16 protein-coding genes and 1 riboswitch are annotated in these 21,305 nt (G+C 72.3%); of the genes, 9 read left to right on the forward strand and 7 right to left on the reverse strand.

Translation table 11 applies throughout. The features are described 5' to 3' along the window. Positions 1–35: 35 nt before the first annotated feature. Together ACFQUZ_RS25605 and thrC are read right to left on the reverse strand one after the other, a co-directional pair. Complete coding sequence (locus tag ACFQUZ_RS25605) at positions 36–1,055, reverse strand: GNAT family N-acetyltransferase (protein ID WP_377446554.1); 1,020 nt, start codon at positions 1,053–1,055, stop codon at positions 36–38. A gap of 329 nt (positions 1,056–1,384) precedes the next feature. After that, positions 1,385–2,689, reverse strand: coding sequence for a threonine synthase (gene thrC / locus ACFQUZ_RS25610; RefSeq protein WP_377446556.1), 1,305 nt, complete (start codon positions 2,687–2,689; stop codon positions 1,385–1,387). A gap of 10 nt (positions 2,690–2,699) precedes the next feature. Further along, positions 2,700–2,830, reverse strand: a riboswitch (SAM riboswitch). A gap of 214 nt (positions 2,831–3,044) precedes the next feature. Here thrC and ACFQUZ_RS25615 point away from each other — a divergent pair. Beyond that, positions 3,045–4,115 (forward strand): YncE family protein, encoded by a 1,071-nt coding sequence (locus tag ACFQUZ_RS25615; protein ID WP_377446557.1) that lies wholly within the window; start codon positions 3,045–3,047, stop codon positions 4,113–4,115. A gap of 184 nt (positions 4,116–4,299) precedes the next feature. On the opposite strand, the gene ACFQUZ_RS25620 is transcribed toward ACFQUZ_RS25615, so the two are convergent. The 3 genes from ACFQUZ_RS25620 to ACFQUZ_RS25630 form a co-directional block, all read right to left on the reverse strand. Next, entirely contained in the window at positions 4,300–5,622 is a 1,323-nt protein-coding gene (locus ACFQUZ_RS25620; protein ID WP_377446558.1) for an MFS transporter, read from the reverse strand. Between the two features lie 194 nt (positions 5,623–5,816). Then, positions 5,817–6,719, reverse strand: a complete 903-nt coding sequence (locus tag ACFQUZ_RS25625) for an ABC transporter permease (protein WP_377446559.1) — start codon at positions 6,717–6,719, stop codon at positions 5,817–5,819. Next, on the reverse strand, positions 6,719–9,766 hold the full coding sequence (locus tag ACFQUZ_RS25630) for an alpha/beta fold hydrolase (RefSeq protein WP_377446560.1): 3,048 nt from the start codon (positions 9,764–9,766) through the stop codon (positions 6,719–6,721). The genes ACFQUZ_RS25625 and ACFQUZ_RS25630 overlap by 1 nt, the downstream gene beginning before the upstream one ends. A 385-nt stretch (positions 9,767–10,151) precedes the next feature. Here ACFQUZ_RS25630 and ACFQUZ_RS25635 point away from each other — a divergent pair, with 385 nt between their 5' ends. The 7 genes from ACFQUZ_RS25635 (at position 10,152) to ACFQUZ_RS25665 (ending at position 18,998) form a co-directional block, all read left to right on the forward strand. Further along, entirely contained in the window at positions 10,152–11,453 is a 1,302-nt protein-coding gene (locus ACFQUZ_RS25635) for a hypothetical protein (RefSeq protein WP_377446561.1), read from the forward strand. Further along, positions 11,443–14,370: a nitrate- and nitrite sensing domain-containing protein gene (locus ACFQUZ_RS25640; protein ID WP_377446563.1), complete on the forward strand. Its 2,928-nt coding sequence runs from the start codon at positions 11,443–11,445 to the stop codon at positions 14,368–14,370. Before ACFQUZ_RS25635 ends, ACFQUZ_RS25640 begins: the two co-directional genes overlap by 11 nt. Continuing rightward, the gene (locus ACFQUZ_RS25645; protein WP_377446564.1) at positions 14,367–14,840 is read left to right on the forward strand and encodes a roadblock/LC7 domain-containing protein; all 474 of its coding nucleotides are present in this window, start codon (positions 14,367–14,369) and stop codon (positions 14,838–14,840) included. The genes ACFQUZ_RS25640 and ACFQUZ_RS25645 overlap by 4 nt, the downstream gene beginning before the upstream one ends. Then, complete coding sequence (locus ACFQUZ_RS25650) at positions 14,837–15,307, forward strand: DUF742 domain-containing protein (protein ID WP_377446565.1); 471 nt, start codon at positions 14,837–14,839, stop codon at positions 15,305–15,307. Before ACFQUZ_RS25645 ends, ACFQUZ_RS25650 begins: the two co-directional genes overlap by 4 nt. After that, positions 15,285–15,917: an ATP/GTP-binding protein gene (locus ACFQUZ_RS25655; RefSeq protein WP_377446567.1), complete on the forward strand. Its 633-nt coding sequence runs from the start codon at positions 15,285–15,287 to the stop codon at positions 15,915–15,917. The genes ACFQUZ_RS25650 and ACFQUZ_RS25655 overlap by 23 nt, the downstream gene beginning before the upstream one ends. A 139-nt stretch (positions 15,918–16,056) precedes the next feature. Beyond that, entirely contained in the window at positions 16,057–16,590 is a 534-nt protein-coding gene (locus ACFQUZ_RS25660) for a hypothetical protein (protein WP_377446568.1), read from the forward strand. A gap of 89 nt (positions 16,591–16,679) precedes the next feature. After that, complete coding sequence (locus tag ACFQUZ_RS25665; protein ID WP_377446570.1) at positions 16,680–18,998, forward strand: AAA family ATPase; 2,319 nt, start codon at positions 16,680–16,682, stop codon at positions 18,996–18,998. Between the two features lie 145 nt (positions 18,999–19,143). On the opposite strand, the gene ACFQUZ_RS25670 is transcribed toward ACFQUZ_RS25665, so the two are convergent. Together ACFQUZ_RS25670 and ligD are read right to left on the reverse strand one after the other, a co-directional pair. After that, entirely contained in the window at positions 19,144–19,635 is a 492-nt protein-coding gene (locus tag ACFQUZ_RS25670; protein WP_377446572.1) for a GNAT family N-acetyltransferase, read from the reverse strand. Positions 19,636–19,646: 11 nt separating this feature from the next. Continuing rightward, positions 19,647–20,906: a non-homologous end-joining DNA ligase gene (ligD, locus tag ACFQUZ_RS25675; protein ID WP_377446573.1), complete on the reverse strand. Its 1,260-nt coding sequence runs from the start codon at positions 20,904–20,906 to the stop codon at positions 19,647–19,649. A gap of 132 nt (positions 20,907–21,038) precedes the next feature. Here ligD and ACFQUZ_RS25680 point away from each other — a divergent pair, with 132 nt between their 5' ends. Beyond that, positions 21,039–21,251, forward strand: coding sequence for a hypothetical protein (locus ACFQUZ_RS25680; protein ID WP_377446574.1), 213 nt, complete (start codon positions 21,039–21,041; stop codon positions 21,249–21,251). Positions 21,252–21,305 lie beyond the last annotated feature (54 nt).

The following is a 21,305-nucleotide window of genomic DNA, read 5'->3' on the forward strand; positions in this document are numbered from 1 at the left end:
GGGTGGGTGGGGGTTGGGGTGGGGGGGTGGGGTGGCTACAGGGTGAGTTGCCAGTTGAGCCAGGAGTCCACCGGGCGGAAGCCGACCGCTTCGTTGATCGCGATCATGTGCCCGTTGTCGGCCGCGTTCCAGGTGTCGATCGCCCGCAGTTCGGGCTCGCACGCCAGGGCGTTCCGAAGGTTCTCGATCTTGAGGATCAGGCCGAGCCGGTGCCCGCGGTGTTCCGGGTCGACGAGCGTGGTCTGCTGGAACGCGTGCCACCGGGCGTCGTCCTGCAGGTGCAGCATCGTCCAGCCGACGATCCGGCCGGTGGCGTCGTGGCGTACACCCGCTTGAGCGAGTCGTCGGCGCCGGCGCCGGCACTGGATCTCGGTCTGCCGGATCCGCTCGGCGTCGACGTTCTCCGGCTCCCATTCGAGAGCACCCAAGGGGGCGTCGGCCAACAGCCGGCTCTCCAGGTACGCCACATCGGCGAGATACTCGTCCGGCGTGGGATCCTGCCACCGCAGCAGCGAGTAGCCGGCGGCGTGCCGGTACGCCTCGATGAGGCTCCGGTCCAGCACGGCCTGGTCGACGGTGGGCACCTCCAGCCGGCGGCGCACCTCGGCCAGCGCCGACACGGCGCCGGACCCGGACGCGAAGTGCTGGCCGGCGGCGTCGCGGAAGGCGCCGCCCGGCAGTGCCACCACGGTCATCCCGGTGATCCGCTTACGACCCAGGCCGTTGACGACCCGGCGAGCGTGGTCGAGGAGCGCCCGGCCCACTCCCCGACGCCGATGCTCCGGATGCGTGTAAAGCTCGACGGCGGCATTGTCCACGTTGTCCAGTTCCGGAAGTTGTACCTCGAGGTATCCGGAGGCCACACCCCCGAGCCGGGCGACAAACCGGAGGATTCGATACCCCGGCGCCGGATTCCGGAGGGCGGCGGCGTAGGTCTGCCGGGTCAGCGGCGGGAAGTCGGGCGTCTCGGCGCGGATGCCGGCGGCGAAAACCTGGTATGCCTGCTCGACGGTTGCCTCGTCAGGCGGGTCGAGGGCAACGATGTCGATGCTCATACCTTGACGGTGAACGACGCGAGCTGGTGGCGCGAGCGAATTTCGCCGCCCCCCCGGCCACCCGCGAAAGTGTTTTGGTCGGGAGGGACGCACCCACAACGCCTCCGGCGTCGGATCGTAGAGCTTGGAAAGTCTCCGGCGGTGCGCCCTCCCGCACGGAGCATCTTGCGCGTCGCAATTCGCGCCGTCAAGTCCCCGGTGGGGGTTTTCTCTCTACGCAGGGCAAAATCCCAGCTACTGAGCGAAGTCGCAACTTCCACCGAACGGCTCGACCGGGCCGCCGACAAGGCTTCATTCGTCGGCGGTCGGCCGATATCCGCGAGCCGGCGTCAGCCGAGCAACCCGACCTCCCGCAGGGCCCGCAGCGATGGGCGCACCTGGTGCGTCGGGCCCACCTCGGTGGCCACCGCGTCGAGGGTCTTCAGCCCTTCGCCGGTGTTGTAGACGACGGTTTCCCGGGCCGGGTCCAGTCGGCCGGACTCGACGAGCTTGCGCAGCACCGCGACGGTGACACCACCGGCCGTCTCGGCGAACACGCCGGTGGTCCGGGCGAGCAGCCGGATGCCGGCCCGGATCTCGTCGTCGGTGGCCTCGTCCATCCAGCCTCCGGTACGCCGTACCGCCTCCAGGGCGTACTGCCCGGCGGCCGGGTCGCCGATGTTCAGCGACTTGGCGATACCGGTGGGCCGGACTGGCGCGATCACGTCGGTGCCAGCGCGCAGCGCGGTGACGATCGGGTTGCACCCGGCGGACTGGGCCCCGAAGACCGTCCAGCCACCCGCCGGGGCCTCGACAAGACCGATCTCCACCAGCTCGGCGAACGCCTTGTCAATCTTGGTGAGCAGCTCACCGCTGGCCATCGGGATGACCACCTGCTCGGGAATGCGCCAGCCGAGTTGCTCGGCCACCTCGTACCCGAGGGTCTTCGAGCCCTCGGCGTAGTAGGGCCGGACATTGACGTTGACGAACGCGGTGTCGGCGAACTCGTCGGTCTCCACCAGTTCGCTGCAGAGCCGGTTCACGTCGTCGTACGAGCCCTCGATGGCCACCAACTCGCCCCCGTACACGGCGGTGGTCACCACCTTGCCGCGCTCCAGATCTGCGGGGATGAAGACGATCGACGGCACCCCGGCCCGGGCCGCGTGCGCGGCCACCGAGTTGGCCAGGTTGCCGGTGGATGCGCAGGCGAAGCGGGCGAAGCCGAGCCCGTGCGCGGCGGTCAGCGCCACCGACACCACCCGGTCCTTGAAGGAGTGGGTGGGGTTGGCGCTGTCGTCCTTGATCCACAGCGGTGCCGCGATACCCAACTCGGCGGCGAGCGCCGCTGCCGGCACCAACGGCGTCAGCCCCGGGTTCACGGTGATCCGGGTGGCCGGGTCCTGGCCAGCCGGGAGCAGAGCGGCGTACCGCCAGAGGTTGTCCGGCCCGCGCTCGATGTCGGCGCGGGTCACCCGGGCCAGCGCGGCCTGGTCGTATCCGACCTCCAGCGGGCCGAAACACTCGTAACAGGCGTGCTGTGCGGCGAGCGGATACTCGGTGCCACAGCCGCGACAGACAAGCGCGCGAGCCGGACTGGGCGCGGCCGGGCCGGATTCGGTGACGGGCTGAGTGGTGGATTCGACGATCGATGTCATGTCGCGGGTCCTCTCATCTTTCCCCGCATCGCACCCTGCGACGGGGACGGAATTGGCACCTGCCTGTGTGGTCGTCGTCGAGCACGAAGGTGGTTGCCGGGGCGTCATCGGGCCGTATCCCTCAGCCCCTCTGGATGAGGTATGAAGTTGTCCCGTCAGCCTAACGCGCGTTCCGGACGCCGGCCCGCCGCCGTCCCATCCACTGGACGAACCGGCTCTCGGGCCGCAATTGCTCTGCGATGTAACGAACATGCCCGGATGAGCGCTTGATCCGGTGGCGCGACGATCTTGTCGCCCGCCCGGAGCGCCCCAGCCGGCCTCCGGGTCACGGGGACGACCGAAGGGAGACCGCGACGTGCGGTTTCGCATAGTGACCGGCTCAGTACTGGCATCGATGATCACGATGGCGGGGACGCTCGCCGTGGCGGTCCCCGCCTCGGCTGCGGGGATCACCGGGGACACCGCTACCCCGCTCCCGCTGTCCACGTACGCCGACATGCAGGTGAACGAGGCGCGCAAGGAGGTGTACCTCGCCGGCGGTGACCGAATCGTCGTGGCCGACCAGAACGGCACCGTCCTGCGGACCATCGACGGACAGACCCGCGTGTCGGGGCTCGCCCTCAGCGCGGACGGCACCCGCCTGTACGCCGCGCTAAACGGCGCGAATGCCGTCGCCGTCCACGACCTCAAGAAGCGGCGGGAAGTCAAGCGGTACGACACCGGCGCCGCCTGCCCGGGCGACGTGGCGCTTGCCGTCGGCAAGCTCTGGTTCAGCGCTGGCTGCTCGCAGAACTTCGGCGGCAGCGTCAACGCACTGGACCTGGCCACTGGAGCGATCACCACTCACGACACGTGGCTGCCAACCGTCCAGGGCGTTCCGCTGCTCGCGGTCTCCGAGCGGGACGGCTGGGGTACCCGGCTCATCGTCGCGGCCCGCGACCTCAGCATGACCGAACTGAAGACGTACGACATCACCAGCGGCGCACCCGATCCGATCTGCTGGGGGCCGGGGCCCTGTGCCATCGACGTGCCGAGCATCGTGCAGGACCTGGCTGTCACCGCGGACGGTGCGGACCTGGTGACCGCTGAAGGCGCGCAGTACCACACCCTCAGGTCGGTGGTCGGCCTGTCGACCATGCGCACCTACCCGAGCGGCGCTTACCCCACCGCCGTAGGCATCGCCAGCGCCGGCCAGCTCGCGCTCGGCTCGGGCAACCCCAGTGCCGACGGCACCGACCTGTTCGGTTACGAAGTGACCGCTGACCAGCCGAACTGGACCTACGATTTCGGAGTACGGGAGACGGCCACCAACGACCTCGCGCCGCGCGGCCTGGCCTGGGGCGCCGCTGACACGCGGCTGTACGCGGTCGTGACTCACCAGGACGGCACGTCGCCGGTGCTGCGCACCCTCGTCCCCACGTCGTGAGGACGCGCAACAAACCGGCAATCTGAGGCGGCTCGGCCGGGTGTCCGCGCACCCGGCCGAGCCTGCGCTTGCGGCGCCCGTTCCGTACAGCCGATCTCGGTGGCGCGACGGCGTGCCGACCGCTCGCCGGTGGTGTTGCCGTTCAACTCGCTTCACCTGCTGGGGTCCGGCCGTTCGGTCGGGGTCATCGGGGGACGCATGTCGTCGTCCTGGAGCGGCCGAAGCTCGACGAGAGGGACAGGACGGCCAGGATGACGCCGGTCAGCGCGGCGGCGGCGAGGAACGCCGCGCGGGTCGAGCCCGCCGCCGCAACCGGCCCGAGCAGCAGCGGGGACACGAACTGACCGGCGAAGATGGCGCTGGCCAGCAACGCGGTGGCCTGGCCCCGCCGGTCGACCGGCGAATGATCGGCGACCAGCACGGTCAACGCCGGTACGGCCAGGCCCATACCGATGCCGAAGACGGCCGACGCCGCCAGCATCAGTGCGGTGGCGCCGGTCAGGCCGAGGACGGTCAGGGCCACCAACCAGGTGGCGAACGCGACCACCAGCAGATGGCGCTGCCCCCACCGGCCGCGTATCCGCGCGTAGCCCAACCCGACAAGCGTCATCACCAGCGACTGGACGCCGGCGAAGATCGCCACGACCGTCGTGTCGGTGACGCCCACCTCGGCCAACCGCAGCGGCAGGAACACCAGCACCGCGTACAACAGCAGGGTGCAGGTGGCCTGGAGGCCGTAGATCCCGACGAGCGCCGGGCGGTCGCGGAGCAGCGCGACCATCGACCCCGGGCGCCCGGCGCCGCCGGGCGGGCCCGGCCGGTGGTCCGGCAGCGCGCGGAGGGTGAGCAGACCGAGTGGTACGCCGATCAGGTACGCGGCGAACGGCGCGTGCCAGGAGAGCGTGCCGAGCAGCCCGCCGGCCAGTGGGAACAGCACACCGCCGATGCTGATGGCGGCGGACCGCCAGCCCATCGCCCGGTCCCGTGCCGCGCCCTCGTACAGGTTGAGCAGCCCGAGCGTGGTTCCGGCGAAGACCACCGCGGCGCCGACGCCGAACAACAGCCGGGTCGCGATCAACGCCGGGTACGAGTCGGTGACGAGTCCCGCGCCGCCGGCCAGGCCGTACAGGATCAGACCGGCGGCCAGCGGTACGCGGACACCCCAACGGTCGATCGCCCGGCCGACAAGCGGTCCGGCGACGGCCAGCGACAACCCGTGGGCGGTGAGGATGAGCCCGGCAGCGGCGCCGCCGAGCCGCAACTCGGTCCGGAACAGCTCGACCACCGGCGCCAGCACCGCGCCGGCCAGTACGGTCAACGTGGAGCCGGCCAACAGGATGATCAGCGCCGCTCGCCGTCGCGTCGGTGGGGCCGCGACGGCGGTGGTCCCGACCGGCGCCTGACTCCCGCCGCCCGGCGGGGCCGCGGCGGCAGTTCCGATCGGTGCACCTCGTCGGTGACCGGCGCGGCTCGACTCCGGCATGTCACGCCCCCGTGCCTGTGTCATGCGGCAAGCCTCAAACCTGCACCGCGGTTGAGGTCAAGTCGCCGTTGGCCGACCCGATATGCGGCGGTGGCGTGGATCTTGGACAAGTTCCGTCCAGATACGACGGAAACTGTCCAAGATTGGCGATCGCAACGACAACCCCGCCGCGAGCGGCACCGCCGGCGCGGCAGCGACCCAGGAAGCGCGGCGCCGTGTCAGCTCGTGACGTCCTTGCGGGTGAAGCGCCAGTAGGCGAGCGACCAGAACAGCGTCGCGTACGCCACCGCCGAGATACACCCGCGCACCACGTCGTCGGTCTGCATCGGCGTGGAGAGCAGCCCCAGCCACGCCCGGCTGTAGTGGGTCGGCAGGAAGTCGCGGATCACACCCAACGCCGTGATCTGGTCGAGGATGCTGGACAGGATCCACAGCAGCACCGCCCCGCCGACCGCGCCGAGCGCCGCGTCGGTGCTGACCGAGAGCAGGAACGCCAGCCCGGCCACCACCAGCAGCACCACCGACAGGTAACCGAGGATGGCGAGCAGCCGCAGCATCCCTTCACCGGCCGGGATCTGCGCGGCGACGGTGCTGCGCAACGGCTCCCAGCCGTACCGCAGGGTGCCGGCGAGCAGCGCGGTCCCGGTGAGCAGCAACAGCGCCAGCAACGAATACGCGAGCGCAACCACCAGTTTCACGGTGAGCAGCCGGGCCCGGGGCACCGGCACGGCCAGCAGGTAGCGCAGGCTTCCCCAGCTCGCCTCGCTGGCCACCGTGTCACCGCAGAACAGCGCCACCACGACCACGATCAGGAAGGTCGACGACACCAGCAGGCAGAACAGCGCGAAGTTCAACCCGCCCGAGGTGGCCAGGTCGAGCAGGCTGCCGAACTCGCCGCCACCGTTGTCGTCGTCGCCGCCCGACTCGAACTGGAACGCGGCCAGCACGATCAGCGGCAGCAGCACCATGAAACCCAGCGCCAGCTGGGTGCGTCGACGGGCGGCCTGCCGCCGTACCTCCGCCATGATCGGCAGGGTGGCGCGCGGCCGGTAGCCGGCGGCGGCGCCCGCGGGCCCGACCGGCGCCGCGTCCCCGACAGCGCCTTCCGTGGTACGCGACATCAGCGGTCCCCGCTTCCCCGAGAGTTCTCCCCGACCAGCGCGAGGAACGCGTCCTCCAGGCGGCGCCTCGGCACCACCCGGTCCACGCCAACCCCGGCACGGACCAGTTCGGCCACCACCTCGCTGCGGGCCGTGCCGTTGGTGTCCACCACAAGCGTGCCGTTGCTGTCCGGCAGCACCCGTACCCCGCCCATCCGGTCGAGCACCTCGCGGGCCGCCTCCGGGTCGGAGACGTCGAACTGGGTGCTCGGCGACTCCCCGACGATCTCCTCGACCGGCCCGGCCGCGACGATCTCGCCCTTGTTCACCACGACGGCGTGGGTGCAGGTCTGCTCCACCTCGGCCAGCAGGTGACTCGACACCAGCACAGCGCGACCGTCGGTGGCGTAGCGCTGGAGCACCCGGCGCATCTCGGCGATCTGCGGCGGGTCGAGCCCGTCCGTCGGTTCGTCGAGCACCAGCAGTTCCGGCAGCCCGAGCATGGCCTGCGCGATGGCCAGCCGTTGCTTCATGCCGTGGCTGTACGTCTTGACCTTGCGGTGGATCGACGATCCCAACCCCGCGATCTCCAGCGCCGCGTCGAAGTGCGCGTCCGCCGCCGGCCGTCCGGTGGCCCGCCAGTACGCCCGCAGGTTCTCCAGCCCGGACAGGTGCGGCAGGAAACCGGGGCCCTCCACCAGCGCGCCGATCCGGGACAGCACCGGCGAGCCGGGCACCAGCCGGTGCCCGTACACGTAGATCTCGCCCCGGGTCGGCTGGGTCAACCCCATCAGCACCCGCAACGTGGTCGTCTTGCCGGCGCCGTTCGGCCCGAGCAGCCCGACCACCTGGCCGGGATGCACCTCGAAGTCCACCCGGGACACCGCCACGAACCCGTCGGCGTACTCCTTGCGCAGGTCGCGCACCGCCAGCGGAACCTCCGCGTACGCCGGATGCACGGCGCTGCCCCGCCGGCGGCCGCGCAGCCGGGTGACCACGATGACCACGGCGAGCCCGAGGACGATCGTGGCGAGCAGCCCGACCAGGACCCAGCGCCAGGCGGCGGCCGGGGTGGCGATCGGCTCACCGGTCACCGTGGGGAGGGTGACGGCGTTCCCGGCGAGCGCGGCGGTGTAGACCACGGGCTCCGCTGGGGTGGCGTAGCCCTGGTCGGAGGTGGCCACGGTGACCCGCAGCCGGTGACCGGCCTCGAACCGGTGGACGATTGCCGGCAGGGTGACCCGCACCGGCTGGGCGTCGGACAGGTTCGCCGGCAGGCCGGTCAACCGGACCGGGGCGACCAGGCCGGCCGGCAGGGTGGCCGCGCCCTGCTGGTCGACGTCGTACAGCTTGACGAACAGCACCGCCTCGCCGGTGGGTGACGCGGCGCGGATGTCGATGGTGGGCGCGCCGGTCACGTCCATCGACTCCGCCAGCGGCTCGGACTGGAACCGGGCGTGCTGACCCGGCAGGTCGCCGGCCACTCCGCCGAGAATGCTTGACAGTCCGCCAGCGGCACCGGCGAGTCCGCCGGTGAGCGGCAACGAGGAGATCGCCGCCGGGTTGCCGGCCGGCGGGTTGGCGATCCGCTGCGGCGGACCGGTCACGTCGACGGTACGGGTCGCGGTGCCGGCCAGCCCCGGATAGTCGCCGGTCGAGTAGCCGGTGGCCACCAGTCCCCGGTCGAGGGCGTCGAAGCCGGCGATACGGGACCAGGTGAAGCTGTCATTCGGCGCCGGGCCGGTGCCCTCGACGTAGTGGTCGAGCCACTGGGCCGTGAGGTACTGCACCCGGTCCTGGTCGGTCTGCGGACCGGCGCCCCCGTCGTGGCCGCCGGTGAACCACGCCATCCGCACCGGCGTGCCGGTCGCGGCGATGCCGCGCGCGTTGGCGTCCGCCTCGGTGAGCGGGAACAGGGTGTCCGCCTGGCCCTGCACCAGCAGGGTCGGCGCTTTGATCCTGCCAAGGACGCTGTCCGGGCTGGACCGGCGCAGCAACGCCACCGCTTCGGCGCTACCCCGACCGGTGCTGGCTATTTCCAGGTACGCCCGGCAGACGTCCGCGGCGAACCGCCCGCAGGCCGGATCGACCGCCAGCGCGCCAGCGGGCCGGGCGCCCGAGCCCGCGCCGGGGGTCGGGGCGCCCGGACGTGCGTCGCCGGGGGTCGGGGCGCCCGATGGCGGGCTGCCGGCGTTCGGTCCGGCCGTCGCGGCGGGACTCGCGGCGACACCGCCGGGATCGCCAGCGCCGTTGGGGTCACCCGCACCGCCGGGATCGCCAGCGCCGTTGGGGTCACCCGCACCGCCGGGATCGCCAGCGCCGTTGGGGTCACCCGCACCGCCGGGGCCGCCCGGCATGCCGGCACCGCCGGGACCCACCGGCATGCCGGCGCCGCCGAAGAAGATGCCCGCCCAACCCTTCTTGAAGACGCCGTCGGTAACGGGGCGGTCGGTCGACTCGGGCAGGAAGGAACGGGCCAGGTCGTTCCACGTGATCATCGGGACGATCCCGTCGACCCGCTGGTCCTGGCCGGCGAGCAGCAGGGCCAGCGCGCCGCCGTACGAGCCACCCACCACCCCGACCCGGGGATCCCCGGCCGCGTCCTGGCGGATGTCGGGCCGCGCGGCCAGCCAGTCGAGCAGCCGCTGCGCGTCGCGTACCTCGTAATCGGGGCTGTTCAGATGGATCTGTCCGCCGCTGCGTCCGAAGCCGCGCGCGGTCCAGGTGAGCACGGCGTAGCCCCGGTCGGCCAGGTCAGCGGCGTCGTCGCGGACCGAGTCCTTGGTCCCACCGAAGCCGTGCGCGAGCAGCACCGCGGGCGCCGGCCGCTCGGCCGACGCCGCGTCCGGCAGGTAGAACCGGGTGTCCAGGTCGGTCGGCTCGGTCCCGGACGGGCCCGAGCGAACCGTGAGGACGGCGTCGGTGGTGGTGAAGCGTCGGTTCTCCGGTCCGGCGGCCCAGACGAGCCCTCCGGCCAGGACGACCACGACCACACCCGCGACAATGACTCGCCGACGAGTCACCCGGGGGAGGGCACGACGGAACCGCGCCGACAGGGCTGCTGGCATGCGAACACCGTACGGCGCGCAAGCTGAGCATCTGCTGAGATCCACCGTACGGTCGTCCGGTCCGGCCGAACGGCAGACGGATGGGGGCGATCGAGCATCATTGCCGACACGCGGTACGACGACTTCGGATCGCGAGAATTCCGAACTATTCGTCCACACTACTGCAATTCGGGGCCCGGTCATTCACATTTGGTGGCTACAGGTTGAGCTTCCGATGCGTAGCGTCACGACAGCCGTAAGTGACGGAAACCTGACGCTTTCGGCGGATGGTTGCCCGCCCGCATTCAGTTAGGTTTCCGGTCCGGTGCATGGGACTCGGTGAATCCCGGCCCGCGAAGCGGCACATGACCCCCGAACGGCCCGTCCCCGCCCGAGGAGACAACCGATGAACGTTCCCGCGGCCCAGGTCCCCCGACGGCCGTCCCCGCCGAGCCTGCTGCCCATGGTGCTGGCGATCGCCCTACTCATCCCGGTGGCGGTGCTGTTCGCACAGGACTGGTCCAAGCTCGGCGACGATCGCCTCGTCGCCGACCGGGAACGGGACGGCATCGCGTACCTCCGGGTCCTCGGGCCGGTCACCGTCGCGCTCGTGGACGCCCAGGTCGCCGCGGTGAGCGGACAGTCGGCGCCCCGCGAGGCGCTCGACCGGGCGGTGCGCGAGGTCAACGCTGTCGACGCCCAACTCGGTGCCGACCTGCGAACCACCGAGCGCTGGTCGGGCCTGCGGTCGCGCATCGAGACGCTGCCGAGCCGGCCGTCCGGCGGGGCCCCGGAAGCGCTGTCGGCGTTCCAGGAGGCGACCGACCTGCTGCTCGCCCTCTACGGCAAGGTGCAGAGCTCATCGGGACTGGACCGCGACCCGGACACCGACGCGGCCCAGTTGCAGCAGGTCGTCGCGCGGGACCTGCCCACCGCCCTGGTCGGCACCGGGCTGCTGACCAGCATGGCGGTGCTCGCACCGGCCAGGCCGGCCAGCGAGCGGTCGGCCGCCGCCGGTGACCTCGGCACCGCCCAGGTTATGACCTTCGCGGCGGTGCAGGACCTGGTCACCAACATGCAGGAGGCCATCGACAGCTCGCAGAGCACGAACCTCGGCGGCAACGTACTCAGCCGGCTGGACGCGTACCAGCGGGCGCTGGCCTCGCTGAGCGCGGCCGTCACCCCGCCGACCACCGGTGCCCGCGCCACCCAACTTCCCGATGCCTCGGCGGTCGCGAGCGCCCGGGTCGCCGCCCAGGCGGCCGGCGCGGATCTCGCCACCATCATCCTCGCCGAGCTGGACACCCTCGTCGAGGAACGCGCGGACGATCTGGACACCAGCCGCTGGATCGCCATCGGTGCGGTCATCATGGCGATTCTGCTGGTCGCCGCCGCTGTGGTCGGCACGGTCCTGGCGCGGCGCCGGTACCGGCGAGCGGTCGCGATCGAGGCGCGCCGGGTGATCGCCGAGGAGGCCGGGATCGAGCCGCCCGGCGGGGCCGGCGCCCCCGAGCGGGCCGGTGCCGGCCCGAACCGCACCCCGGGCCGGGAGCGATGGCAACTCGCGGCGCTTGCCGGTACGCCGGACCGGGGCGCGCCGTCCACCGAATGGCCGGAGCCGGTGCCGGTGGGACCGAACACGCGGTCGTCCGCCGGCACCGTCCGCGACAACCAGCCCGCGCACTGGGGTCGCAACGATGCTCGGTAGGCTCCGGATCCGCGGCAAGTTAGCCCTGCTCATGGTAATTCCGCTGCTCAGCATGGTCGCGTTGACCGTACCGGTGGTGGTCGACCGGGTTGCCGCCGCCGCTCGCGCGGGCGACATTGCGCAGTCGGTCCGGATCGCCAACCGGGTGGGCACTCTGGTGCAGGATCTCCAGCAGGAGCGGCTGCTCTCGGTCAGCTACCTGCTCGGGGCGGTGGACCGGGGGCAACTCGTGCGGAAGTCGGCAACCGTCGACGATCGGGTGGCCGACGTGCGCGCCCAGTTCGCCGGCGAGCTGTCCACCCGGGTCCAGGCGGCGCTGGACGAGGTCCGGAAGCTCACCGACCTGCGCGTCCAGGTGCTCAACCGGAAGGCCACCCCGGACCAGGTGCTCGCCGCGTTCGGCCCGATCGACATGGCGTTGATCGACTCGCTCCGGTTGCAGTACGACGTGGACACCCGCACCACCGCTGGGCGCCAGGTCCTGGCCCTGGACGCGCTGTTGCGTACCGACGAGGGGGTGAGCACCGCCGCGACCCTGGTACTGCTGCTGCTCGCCACCCGCAGCAGCGAGGTCAGCAACGCCTATATGGGCACGCTGGCCGCCTTGCAGGTCGACAACCAGCGATTCCGCTCGCTGGCCACGCCCGAGCAGTACCAGTTGGCGTTGCTCGAAGAGGCCGCGGTGGCCGCCCGCACCACCCGCGACTTCGTCACGGCTGGCGCGGTCGACCCGCTCAAGGCGCTGGACGGCATCGACCCGGAAAAGTTGTTCGCGTCGGTCGCCTCGATGATCACACTGGGACAGTTCGTGGAGAAGAAGGTGGCCGCCGACGTGATCGCCGAGGTCACCGGCGAGCAGCGCCGGGCGCTGACCGCCGCGTACCTGGTGGGTGGGGCCGCGCTGCTGATCCTGGCCCTGGTCGTGGCGCTGAACGCGCTGGTGGCGCGCGCGGTGGCACGCCCGCTGAGCAGGCTCACCCGCTCCGCCGACCGGGTCGCCCGGCTCGCCGAGGCCGAGCTGACCCGGGTGGCCGACGACGAGTCGGAATCCGTGAACGCCCTCCGGCTGGATCCGGTGGACGTACGCGGCGAGGACGAGGTGGGTGAACTGGCGCGGGCCTTCGACCGGGTGCAGGGCACGGCCACCCGGTTGGTGGAGCGGCAGGTGCTCGGCCGGCGCAACGTGGCGCAGATGTTCGGGCACGTGGGCCGGCGGACGCAGAACCTGGTTGGCCGGCAACTCGCGCTCATCGACCGGCTGGAGCAGCGGGAAACCGATCCCGGCCGGCTCCAGCACCTCTACCGCCTCGACCACGTCACCAGCCGACTCCGTCGCAGCGCGAGCAGCCTGGTCGTCCTCTCCGGGGCGACCGGCGCGGACGAGCACGTGGCACCGACGTCACTGGCCAACGTGGTCCGCCTGGCTCTTGGTGAGATCGAGGACTATCCGCGGGTCGATGTCCGGGTGGTCCCGGACATCATGGTCGCTCCCGGCGTGATCGGTGACCTCGTGCTGGCCCTCGCGGAACTGATGGAGAACGCCACCGCGTTCTCGCCGCCACACACCCGGGTCACCGTGGTCGGCGACCGCGTCGCGGGCGGGGCCCGGCTCACCCTCACCGATCACGGCATCGGCATGACTGAGGAGCGGATCGACGAGGAGAACGCCCGACTGACCCGCCGGGAACGGCTCGACCTGGCACCGACGGAGGTGCTCGGCCTCTTCGTGGTCGGCCGGTTGGCCCGGCGGCACGGATGGCGGGTCGCCCTCTCCCCCACCCCCGGTGGTGGCGTCACCGTGGTGCTGGAACTGGCCGCCCGGTTGCTGGCCAGTGCCCGGCCCGAGCCACCCACCCTCACCTTCGACCGACCCCTGAGCGGCGACCTCGGGGCCATCCGGGCGGCCTCCACCGCCGTACCGCCGGCCGCCTCGATCGAGGCACCGGTCGGTGCCGCGCTGCCGGCTGGGGCCGGCACGGCAGCCGGGGCCACGGCGGCCGCTGGGCCCCCGGCGGGCGATGCCGGCAAGGCCACCGCGGGGGTGGTTACGGCGGGCACGGCCGACGCGGGAGCCGGCACGGCGCCGGGGCGGCAGCCAACCCGCCCGGGCATGGGCGCGGTCACCGACCGCTTCGGGGTCAGCTCCGAACTGCTCGACCGGGCAATCCGCTCGTTGGAGGGCCAACCGTGGAACGCGTTCGCCGCTGTCGCGGCGGACGCCGGCGTGCCGATCGCCGGGGGCAGTCCCGAGCCGGCGACCCACCCCGAGCCGGCTACGGTGCCCGCCGGTGCGGCGGCTACGGTGCCCGCCGGTGCGGCGGCGGGGGCGGCCTCCGCGCGGGGTACGGCCAGCGTGCCAGCCGGCCGGCCGGCGTTGCGCCAGCGGGTGCCGGGCTCCCATCTACCGAACACTGGTGACCGCGCGGGGGCGAGGCCCACCGACGGGCCCCAGAAGCCCGCGCAGACCGGCTCCGCGGATCGCGAGGAAGCGCCCGACCCGATCGCGGCCCGCGCGCTGCTGGAGGAGTTCGAGGCCGGGGTGCGTCGCGCGCAGGAAGTTGTCCGGCGCCAGTCGACCCCGGACGACCCGGCCGCCCCGGGTGCGGGCCTGGCGCCGTCCGAGGCTGGTCCGCAGGCGCCGGACGGCCGGCCCGCCGACCGTGCCGCGGCGCCGGTGAACGGCACCGCCCCGGCCGGTCCCACCCCGGCGAACGGCGCGCCGGGGCGCCTCACCCGGCGGGTGCCCGGCAGCTCGCTCGACACCGACGCGGTGCCACGGGTCGCCCGTACCACCGGTTCGACCCCACCGGCCGACCCGGACGAGGTACGGCACCTGATAAGCCAGTTCGAGGACGGCGTCAGCCGAGCCCTGACCGAGATCAGATCAGCACACGACGAAGAGGGATCACCACGATGACCAGTCCCTTCACTCAGAACCACGTCGACCGTCCGGACCCGTCCGGTTCGGTGGAGCTGAGTCCCGAGGCGCGTACCTTCAACTGGTTACTGGACTCGTTCACGTCCTCGACCGCCGGGGTGCTGGAGGCGATCGCGGTCTCCTCGGACGGCCTCCTCATGGCGATGTCGGCGATCCGGGACCGGTCCAACGCCGAGCGGCTCGCCGCCGTCGTCTCGGGGTTGACCAGCCTTGCCGGCGGCGCCGCCAACTGGTATTCGCTGGGCAACCTGAACAGGGTGGTGGTGGACATGACCGACGGATACCTGTTGGTGAGTTCGATAAGCAGCGGCTCGGTGCTCGGTGTGGTCGCCGATCGGACGGCCAATCTCGGCACGGTCGCGTACGAGATGACGCTGTTCGCCAACCGGGCGGGTGCCGCGCTCACCCCGCGCCTGATCGTCGAGTTGAAGAACTCCGTCCAGTCGTGATCCGACGGGCCGCTGACGACGAGCCGGGCCGGGCGGCGATGCCGCGGGTCCGGCCGTTCATCGCGGCCGGACAGCTGCCCTCGGAGTCACCCGACGACGAGGAACCAGCACCGGCCGACGGACACCCGACCGGTCCACGGCCGTTCGTGCTCACCGCCGGCCGGGTGTCGGGCGAGGATCCCGACATCGGCCTGGAGACCCAGGTGACCGCCCGGGCCGGTGGTGCGGCGGGGCAGACCCTCGCGCTGCTCGCACCCGAGCAGCGGGAGATCGTCCTGCTCTGTCGGGAGCCGTTGTCGGTGGCCGAGATCTCGGCCCAGTTGCGGTTGCACCTGGGTGTCGCCCGGATCCTCGTCGGCGACCTGCGCGCCGCCGGCCACGTCGAGGTGCACACCGACGCCGAAGACCCATCCGCAAATCCGGACCTCATTCTGCGAGTGATCAATGGACTTCGTGGGCTCTCCTGAATGGCGGGTCGCCGACGTGGCGCCCGCGTACCGACCCAGCCACCGCCGCGAGACGGACCCGCCACCGGTGCCCGTCAAGATCCTCATCGCCGGCGGTTTCGGGGTGGGCAAGACCACCACGGTCGGCGCCATCTCGGAGATCGTGCCGCTGACCACCGAGGCGGAGATGACGCAGGCCGGGATCGGTGTGGACGAGCCCGGTGCCGGGACCGGCAAGACGACCACCACGGTGGCGATGGACTTCGGTTGCGTCACGATCGACCACAGCCTGAAGCTCTACCTGTTCGGCACCCCGGGGCAGGCCCGCTTCGGCTTCATGTGGGACGACCTGTCCCGCGGCGCACTCGGCGCGCTGGTCGTGGTGGACAGTTCCCGACTGGACGAGTGCTATCCGGCCGTTGACTACTTCGAACGCGCCGGAGTGCCGTTCGTCGTCGCGGTGAACGCGTTTCACGGACGGCTGGAGCATTCGCTGGAGGAGATCCGCTGGGCGCTCGCCGTCCCGGAGAACGTGCCGATCATCCGGTTCGACGCGCGGGACCGGTTGTCCGTCCGGGATGGCCTGCTGGTGGTGCTGGAACAGGCGCTGGCTCGGGCGATGCCCGGTTGAACCGACCGGACCCGGCGTCGTCGAGGGGGCGACGCCGAGCCGTGCGGGTAAGGGAGACCGACCGTCCGGTCACCGGTCTCTCCACGGCGGGTGTCGCCCGAGCCGTGACCCGGCAGACTTGATGCGGGGAGGGAGGCCGATGCGAGGAGAACTGGACGACGCGTTGGCCCGGATGGCCCGCATGGAACGGCTGCAGCGGCGCCGGGCGGCCGAGGCGCCGGACAACCAGCGCTCCGGCCTCGACGACCTGGTCGAGGCCGTCCGGCGAGTGGTGGCGCAGCATCCCGGGGTACGGGTCACACTGTGGGCCGAGGACGGGGTGCAGGGCGCCGGTGTCCGGGTGGAATGGTCCGGCGGCGAGGTGGTGGTGTCCGCCGACGACCAGCCGTTGCCGATGCCTTCGGCCGGGGCGCCACCCGACCTGCCGCCCGACGCGGCACCCCCCGACCTGCCGTCCCCCGATGCGCCAACGGACCTGCCGTCCGCCGGCACTCCGCCCGGTCAGCCGAACGCCTCCACCACCTACCGGTCGCTGCCGGTGCCCCCGCCCTCCGTCTGGGTGCCGGCACCCGCCTCGGAGCAGGACACCAACGAGTCGGCCGCCCGGTTGGCCGAACTGATCCGGCGCGATCCGGATCTGCTCCGGGCGCCCGACGATCCGCACCAGGTTTAGGGCCTCGGGGACAGGCCGGTGGCAGTCCTGTTCGCCTGACCGGCCGCTACCAGCGCGGGCGGCTCCGCGCCGGCGGATAGTCTCGGCGGGTGGCGGAGCCCGATCTCACCCTCACGGCCAGCCTGCGACCCGCGGCGCTGGACGCCCGGCGCGGCATCGTCCGGTTGCACCCGGAGGTGCTCACCGCCCTCGGGCTGCGTCCCGGCGATCCGGTGACGCTGACCGGCCGACGCCGGACGGCCGGCCTCGCGGCCCGAGCCGAACCGACCGCCAGCCGGGCCCTGCTGTACGCCGACGACCTGATCCTGGGCAACCTCGGTGTCCGCGACGGTGGCCAGGTGACCGTGGCCCCGGCGCCGGTGCGGGCGGCGACCCGGGTCAGCCTCACCGGGCCGGCGGAGACCGTTGCCGCCGTCTCACCGGAGATGCTGCGTCTCGCCCTGCTCGGCAAGGTCGTCACGGTGGCGGACGACGTGTCCCTCCTGCCGCAGGACGTGCTGCCGGACGCGGGCGCCCGAGCGCTTGTCGAGGCCGCCCGGCGACGTCTGGCCAACACCGTCGGGTACGGCTGGACGAGCGCCCTGCTGACGGTGACGGAGGTGGACCCGTCCGACGGCGCCGCCCTGGTCACCATGGATACCGTGGTCGGCTGGCAGGACGGCCAGGTGACGCACGGTTCGACCGGCCTCGTTCCGCGGCCGGCGGCCGGGTCGGCCTCGGCTGGCTTCCCGCCCGGCACGGCCGGGCCAGCGACGGGCACGAGCGGGTCGGCGACGGCGGGCACCCCATCCGCGCCGGGGTCGACCCCGGCAGGCTCGACCCCGTTCGACACCGAGCCGGCTCCCGCCCTGGACGACCTGCCGGGGCTGCGCGCCCAGGCCCACGAGCTGACCGAACTGCTCGACCTCGGGTTCCACCACCGGGAGGTGCTGGGCCGGCTGGGCACCACGGTCTCGCTCGGCGTGCTGCTCACCGGGCCAGCCGGTTCCGGCAAGGGCGCGCTCGTCCGAGCGGTGACAGCGGTGGTGCGGGCGCGCCTCGTGACACTGTGGGCGCCGGAGATCGCCGCCCTGGCCAACGACTCCGCCGCCGGCCGGCTCCGGGAGGCGGTCCGGTCGGTGGTGGACGCGGAAGGGCCGGCGGTGCTGCTGGTGGCCGACGTGGACGCGCTGGCGCCGAGGGACACCGCGGGTCCGGTCGCAACCGTGTTCCGCCAGCTCCTGGCCGAGACGGTCCGCGCCGGGGCGGCGGTGGTCTGCACCACCAGCCGACCCGAGGCGGTTGACCCGGCCCTGCGCGCACCCGACCTGCTCTCCCTGGAAATCGCGGTGCCGTTGCCCGACGCGGCGCTGCGCCGGGAACAGTTGACCGTGCTGACCCGGGAGGTGCCGCTGGCGGACGATGTCCGGCTCGACCAGATCGCCGCCCGTACCCCCGGATTCGTCGCCGCCGACCTGGCCGCGCTGGCTCGCGAGGCCGGGGTCCGCGCGGCGCTTCGACAGAAGTCGGCCGACGCCCCGGTGGTGACCGCGGCCGACTTCGCGGCGGCGCTGGAGGTGGTCCGGCCGACGTCGATGGCCAGTTCCGCCACCCTGGAGCTGGCCGAGGTCACGCTGGACGACGTGGGCGACATGGCCGAGGTCAAGGAGGTGTTGACCGAGTCGGTGCTGTGGCCGCTCACCTATCCCGACACCTTCGCCCGGCTGGGGGTTCAGCCGCCGCGCGGGGTGCTGCTTTACGGACCCCCCGGCTGCGGCAAGACCTACCTGGTGACCGCCCTGGCCGGAACTGGGCGGGCGAACGTGCTGTCGGTGAAGGGCGCCGAGCTGCTGTCCAAGTGGGTCGGGGAGAGCGAGCGGGCGGTCCGCGAACTGTTCCGCCGGGCCCGGGACGCGGCACCCACGCTGGTCTTCCTCGACGAGGTGGACGCGCTCGCCCCGGTACGCGGCCAGGCCACCGACGGCGGCACCACCGACCGGGTGGTCGCCGCTCTGCTCACCGAGTTGGACGGGGTGGAGGCGCTGCGCAACGTGGTCGTGGTGGGCGCCACCAACCGGCCGGATCTGGTGGATCCGGCACTGCTGCGGCCCGGCCGGTTGGAACGGCTGGTGTACGTGCCACCGCCGGACGCCATGGCGCGTACCGAAATCCTGCGGGCCGCCGCGCGTCCAGTGCCGCTGGCCGAGGACGTCGACCTGACGGCGCTCGCCGCGGACCTGGACGGCTTCTCGGCGGCCGACTGCGCGGCGCTGGTCCGCGAGTCGGCGCTGGCGGCCATGCGCGAGTCGCTGGCGGCGTCCACGGTGACCGCTGCCCACGTGGCGACCGCCCGGCGCCGGGTCCGCCCCTCCCTGGACCCGGCCCAGGTGGCCTGGCTGGCCGCGTACGCCGATCAACACCGCCCCTGACCTCCGCCCCCAGCCCCTCTTCCCGGCGATCTTGCGCTTTGGGCTCCCTTTACGAGGCGGTTCACTCCTTTTGTCGGCGCCAAAAGCCCAAGATCGCGAAGGGGCCGCCGCCTGGGCCTGGGAGAACCGGATCGTCGGCTGACGGCTATTCGAGATGCAGTTCCGCGCGTACCGCCGTGCCGTCCTGGCGGAGCACGGCGCCGCACCGACCCAACACGCTCAACGCGGCGCTGTTGTCGGTGGTGGTGTTGGCGACCAGGCATTTCACGCCGGCGCCCGCCGCCTCGTCGAGCAACGCCCGCAGCGCCGCCACGCCCACTCCCTGCCCGCGCGCCGACCGTCCCAACCAGATGCCGGTCTCGGCGGTGTCCGGATTGTCGGTACGGGTCATCCGGATCATGCCGACCACCTGCCCCGCATTCAGAATCGCATACATGATCGTGCGGGTCGGCCCGTCCAGGCCGGCGTAACTGGCTCGGTGGAACTCTCGGAACGCGTCCCGCCGCGCCTGCGACCATCCGGCCGGTGCCTGCACCGGCGGCATCACCTCGTCGGGATCGGCCTCGGCCACGGCCACCGACAGCAACGGTTCCAGGGTCTGTTCGTCAACCGGCGTCAGCCGCACGTCACCCGCCACGGCGGTTGAGTCTACGGTCCGGGTGACCGGCCCGCCCACGGGTCGTAGTCCACCTCCAACGGCTCCTGCTCGGGTCGTTCCGCTACCGGCACGTGCTGGAGATTGATCCGGATCCGGTACCAGAGCGAGCTGCTCCCCCGCATCCCGTCCACAAGCGTGTCGGCCGGCTCGAGGTACGGCGTCACCGCCGGATGCCTGGCCCGCCAGCGGTCCAGCCCGGCGAGCGCCTCCTCCCTGGTCCGGGCCCGGGCGATCTCGATCAACGGCATGGCGGACTGCCGCCGGCCGCCAGGCTGCCGGCCACTCCCCGGCCCGCCGCCAGGCTGCCGGCCACTCGTGCGGGCACCCGGTGGCTTCTCGGCGGGGCCCAACCGGTCAGCCAGGTCGAGCAGCGGCTCCAGGGACCCGGCCTCGTCGTCCATCCCCGCCCACGGGTCGCCCCGTTCGGCGTACCGGTCGGCGACGGTGGTCAGGGTGAACGTTCCGGGGCGGCAGCCCGGCACCTCATCCCAGGTCAGCGGGGTCGAGACCCGGGCGTCGGGGGTGGGCCGGACCGAATACGCCGAGGCGACCGTGCGGTCCTTGGCGTTCTGGTTGAAATCGACGAAGACCCCCTGCCGCTCCTCCTTCCACCAGCGGCTGGTGGCCAGTTCGGGAGCGCGGATCTCCACCTCGCGGGCGACCGTCTCGGCGGCAAGTCGAACTTTCGGGTACGACCAGGACGGCTCGATCCGGGCGTACACGTGGAACCCTCGGGAACCGGACGTCTTGGGCCAGCCAGTCAAGCCGTGGTCGGCGAGCACCTCCCGGACCACGAGGGCGACGTCGAGGATCTGCCGCCACTCGACTCCCGGCACCGGGTCGAGATCGATCCGAAGCTCGTCGGGGCGGTCGAGGTCGGTGGCGCGTACCGGATGGGGATTGAGGTCGACACAGCCCAGGTTGACCACCCAGGCGAGCGCGGCGGCGTCCCGGACGACCACCTCCTCGGCGGACCGGCCCGAGGCGTATTTCAGCTCCGCCACCTCGATCCAGTCGGGCCGCTTGCCGGGCGCCCGTTTCTGGAAGAACGCCTCCTCGGCGATGCCCTTCACGAACCGCTTGAGCACCATGGGGCGACCGCCGACGCCACGCAGAGCGCCGTCGGCCACCGCGAGGTAGTAGTTGACCAGGTCCAGCTTCGAATGCCCACCGGCCGGGAAGATCACCTTCTCCGGGTTGGTGATCGTCACCTGCCGGCCGGCGACCTCCAGGATGTGTGCCGCGGCCACCCGATCACCATAGGCCGCCGATCGCCGTCACGGGCCCCACGTACCGCTGCGAGCTGGCGGAATCGACCCGACGGGCGGCCGGTGGGGCGTAGCGTCGGAACGAGTGGTACCAGCGAGATGGGGGATCGCGGGATGTTGAAGAAAATGCACGACCTCGGCCTACGCGCCGAACACTGCTACATCGCGGGCATGGCCAGCATCGGAATCTCGTTCGTCAGCTGGATGCTCTCCAACCGGTTCGAGCACGCCGGGGTGGACCGGGCCGACCGGTGGGGGATCTTCGTGGGCGAGTGGGCGCCGACCTTCTTCGCCATGGGCAACGGCCTCCGGACGTACGAGAGATAGGGCCGGCCCCCGCACCACCGAGACCGGCGCTCGTCCAGGATGCCGGTAGCGCCC

Source organism: Plantactinospora sp. GCM10030261, from assembly GCF_042666615.1.
Classification (GTDB): Bacteria; Actinomycetota; Actinomycetes; order Mycobacteriales; family Micromonosporaceae; genus KBS50.

Coding starts and splice junctions, on each gene's coding strand:
- ACFQUZ_RS25605 (WP_377446554.1), bottom strand. CDS start 1,055: ATGAGCATCGACATCGTTGCCCTCGACCCGCCTGACGAGGCAACCGTC.
- thrC (WP_377446556.1), bottom strand. CDS start 2,689: ATGACATCGATCGTCGAATCCACCACTCAGCCCGTCACCGAATCCGGC.
- ACFQUZ_RS25620 (WP_377446558.1), bottom strand. CDS start 5,622: ATGACACAGGCACGGGGGCGTGACATGCCGGAGTCGAGCCGCGCCGGT.
- ACFQUZ_RS25625 (WP_377446559.1), bottom strand. CDS start 6,719: ATGTCGCGTACCACGGAAGGCGCTGTCGGGGACGCGGCGCCGGTCGGG.
- ACFQUZ_RS25630 (WP_377446560.1), bottom strand. CDS start 9,766: ATGCCAGCAGCCCTGTCGGCGCGGTTCCGTCGTGCCCTCCCCCGGGTG.
- ACFQUZ_RS25635 (WP_377446561.1), top strand. CDS start 10,152: ATGAACGTTCCCGCGGCCCAGGTCCCCCGACGGCCGTCCCCGCCGAGC.
- ACFQUZ_RS25640 (WP_377446563.1), top strand. CDS start 11,443: ATGCTCGGTAGGCTCCGGATCCGCGGCAAGTTAGCCCTGCTCATGGTA.
- ACFQUZ_RS25645 (WP_377446564.1), top strand. CDS start 14,367: ATGACCAGTCCCTTCACTCAGAACCACGTCGACCGTCCGGACCCGTCC.
- ACFQUZ_RS25655 (WP_377446567.1), top strand. CDS start 15,285: ATGGACTTCGTGGGCTCTCCTGAATGGCGGGTCGCCGACGTGGCGCCC.
- ACFQUZ_RS25660 (WP_377446568.1), top strand. CDS start 16,057: ATGCGAGGAGAACTGGACGACGCGTTGGCCCGGATGGCCCGCATGGAA.
- ACFQUZ_RS25680 (WP_377446574.1), top strand. CDS start 21,039: ATGTTGAAGAAAATGCACGACCTCGGCCTACGCGCCGAACACTGCTAC.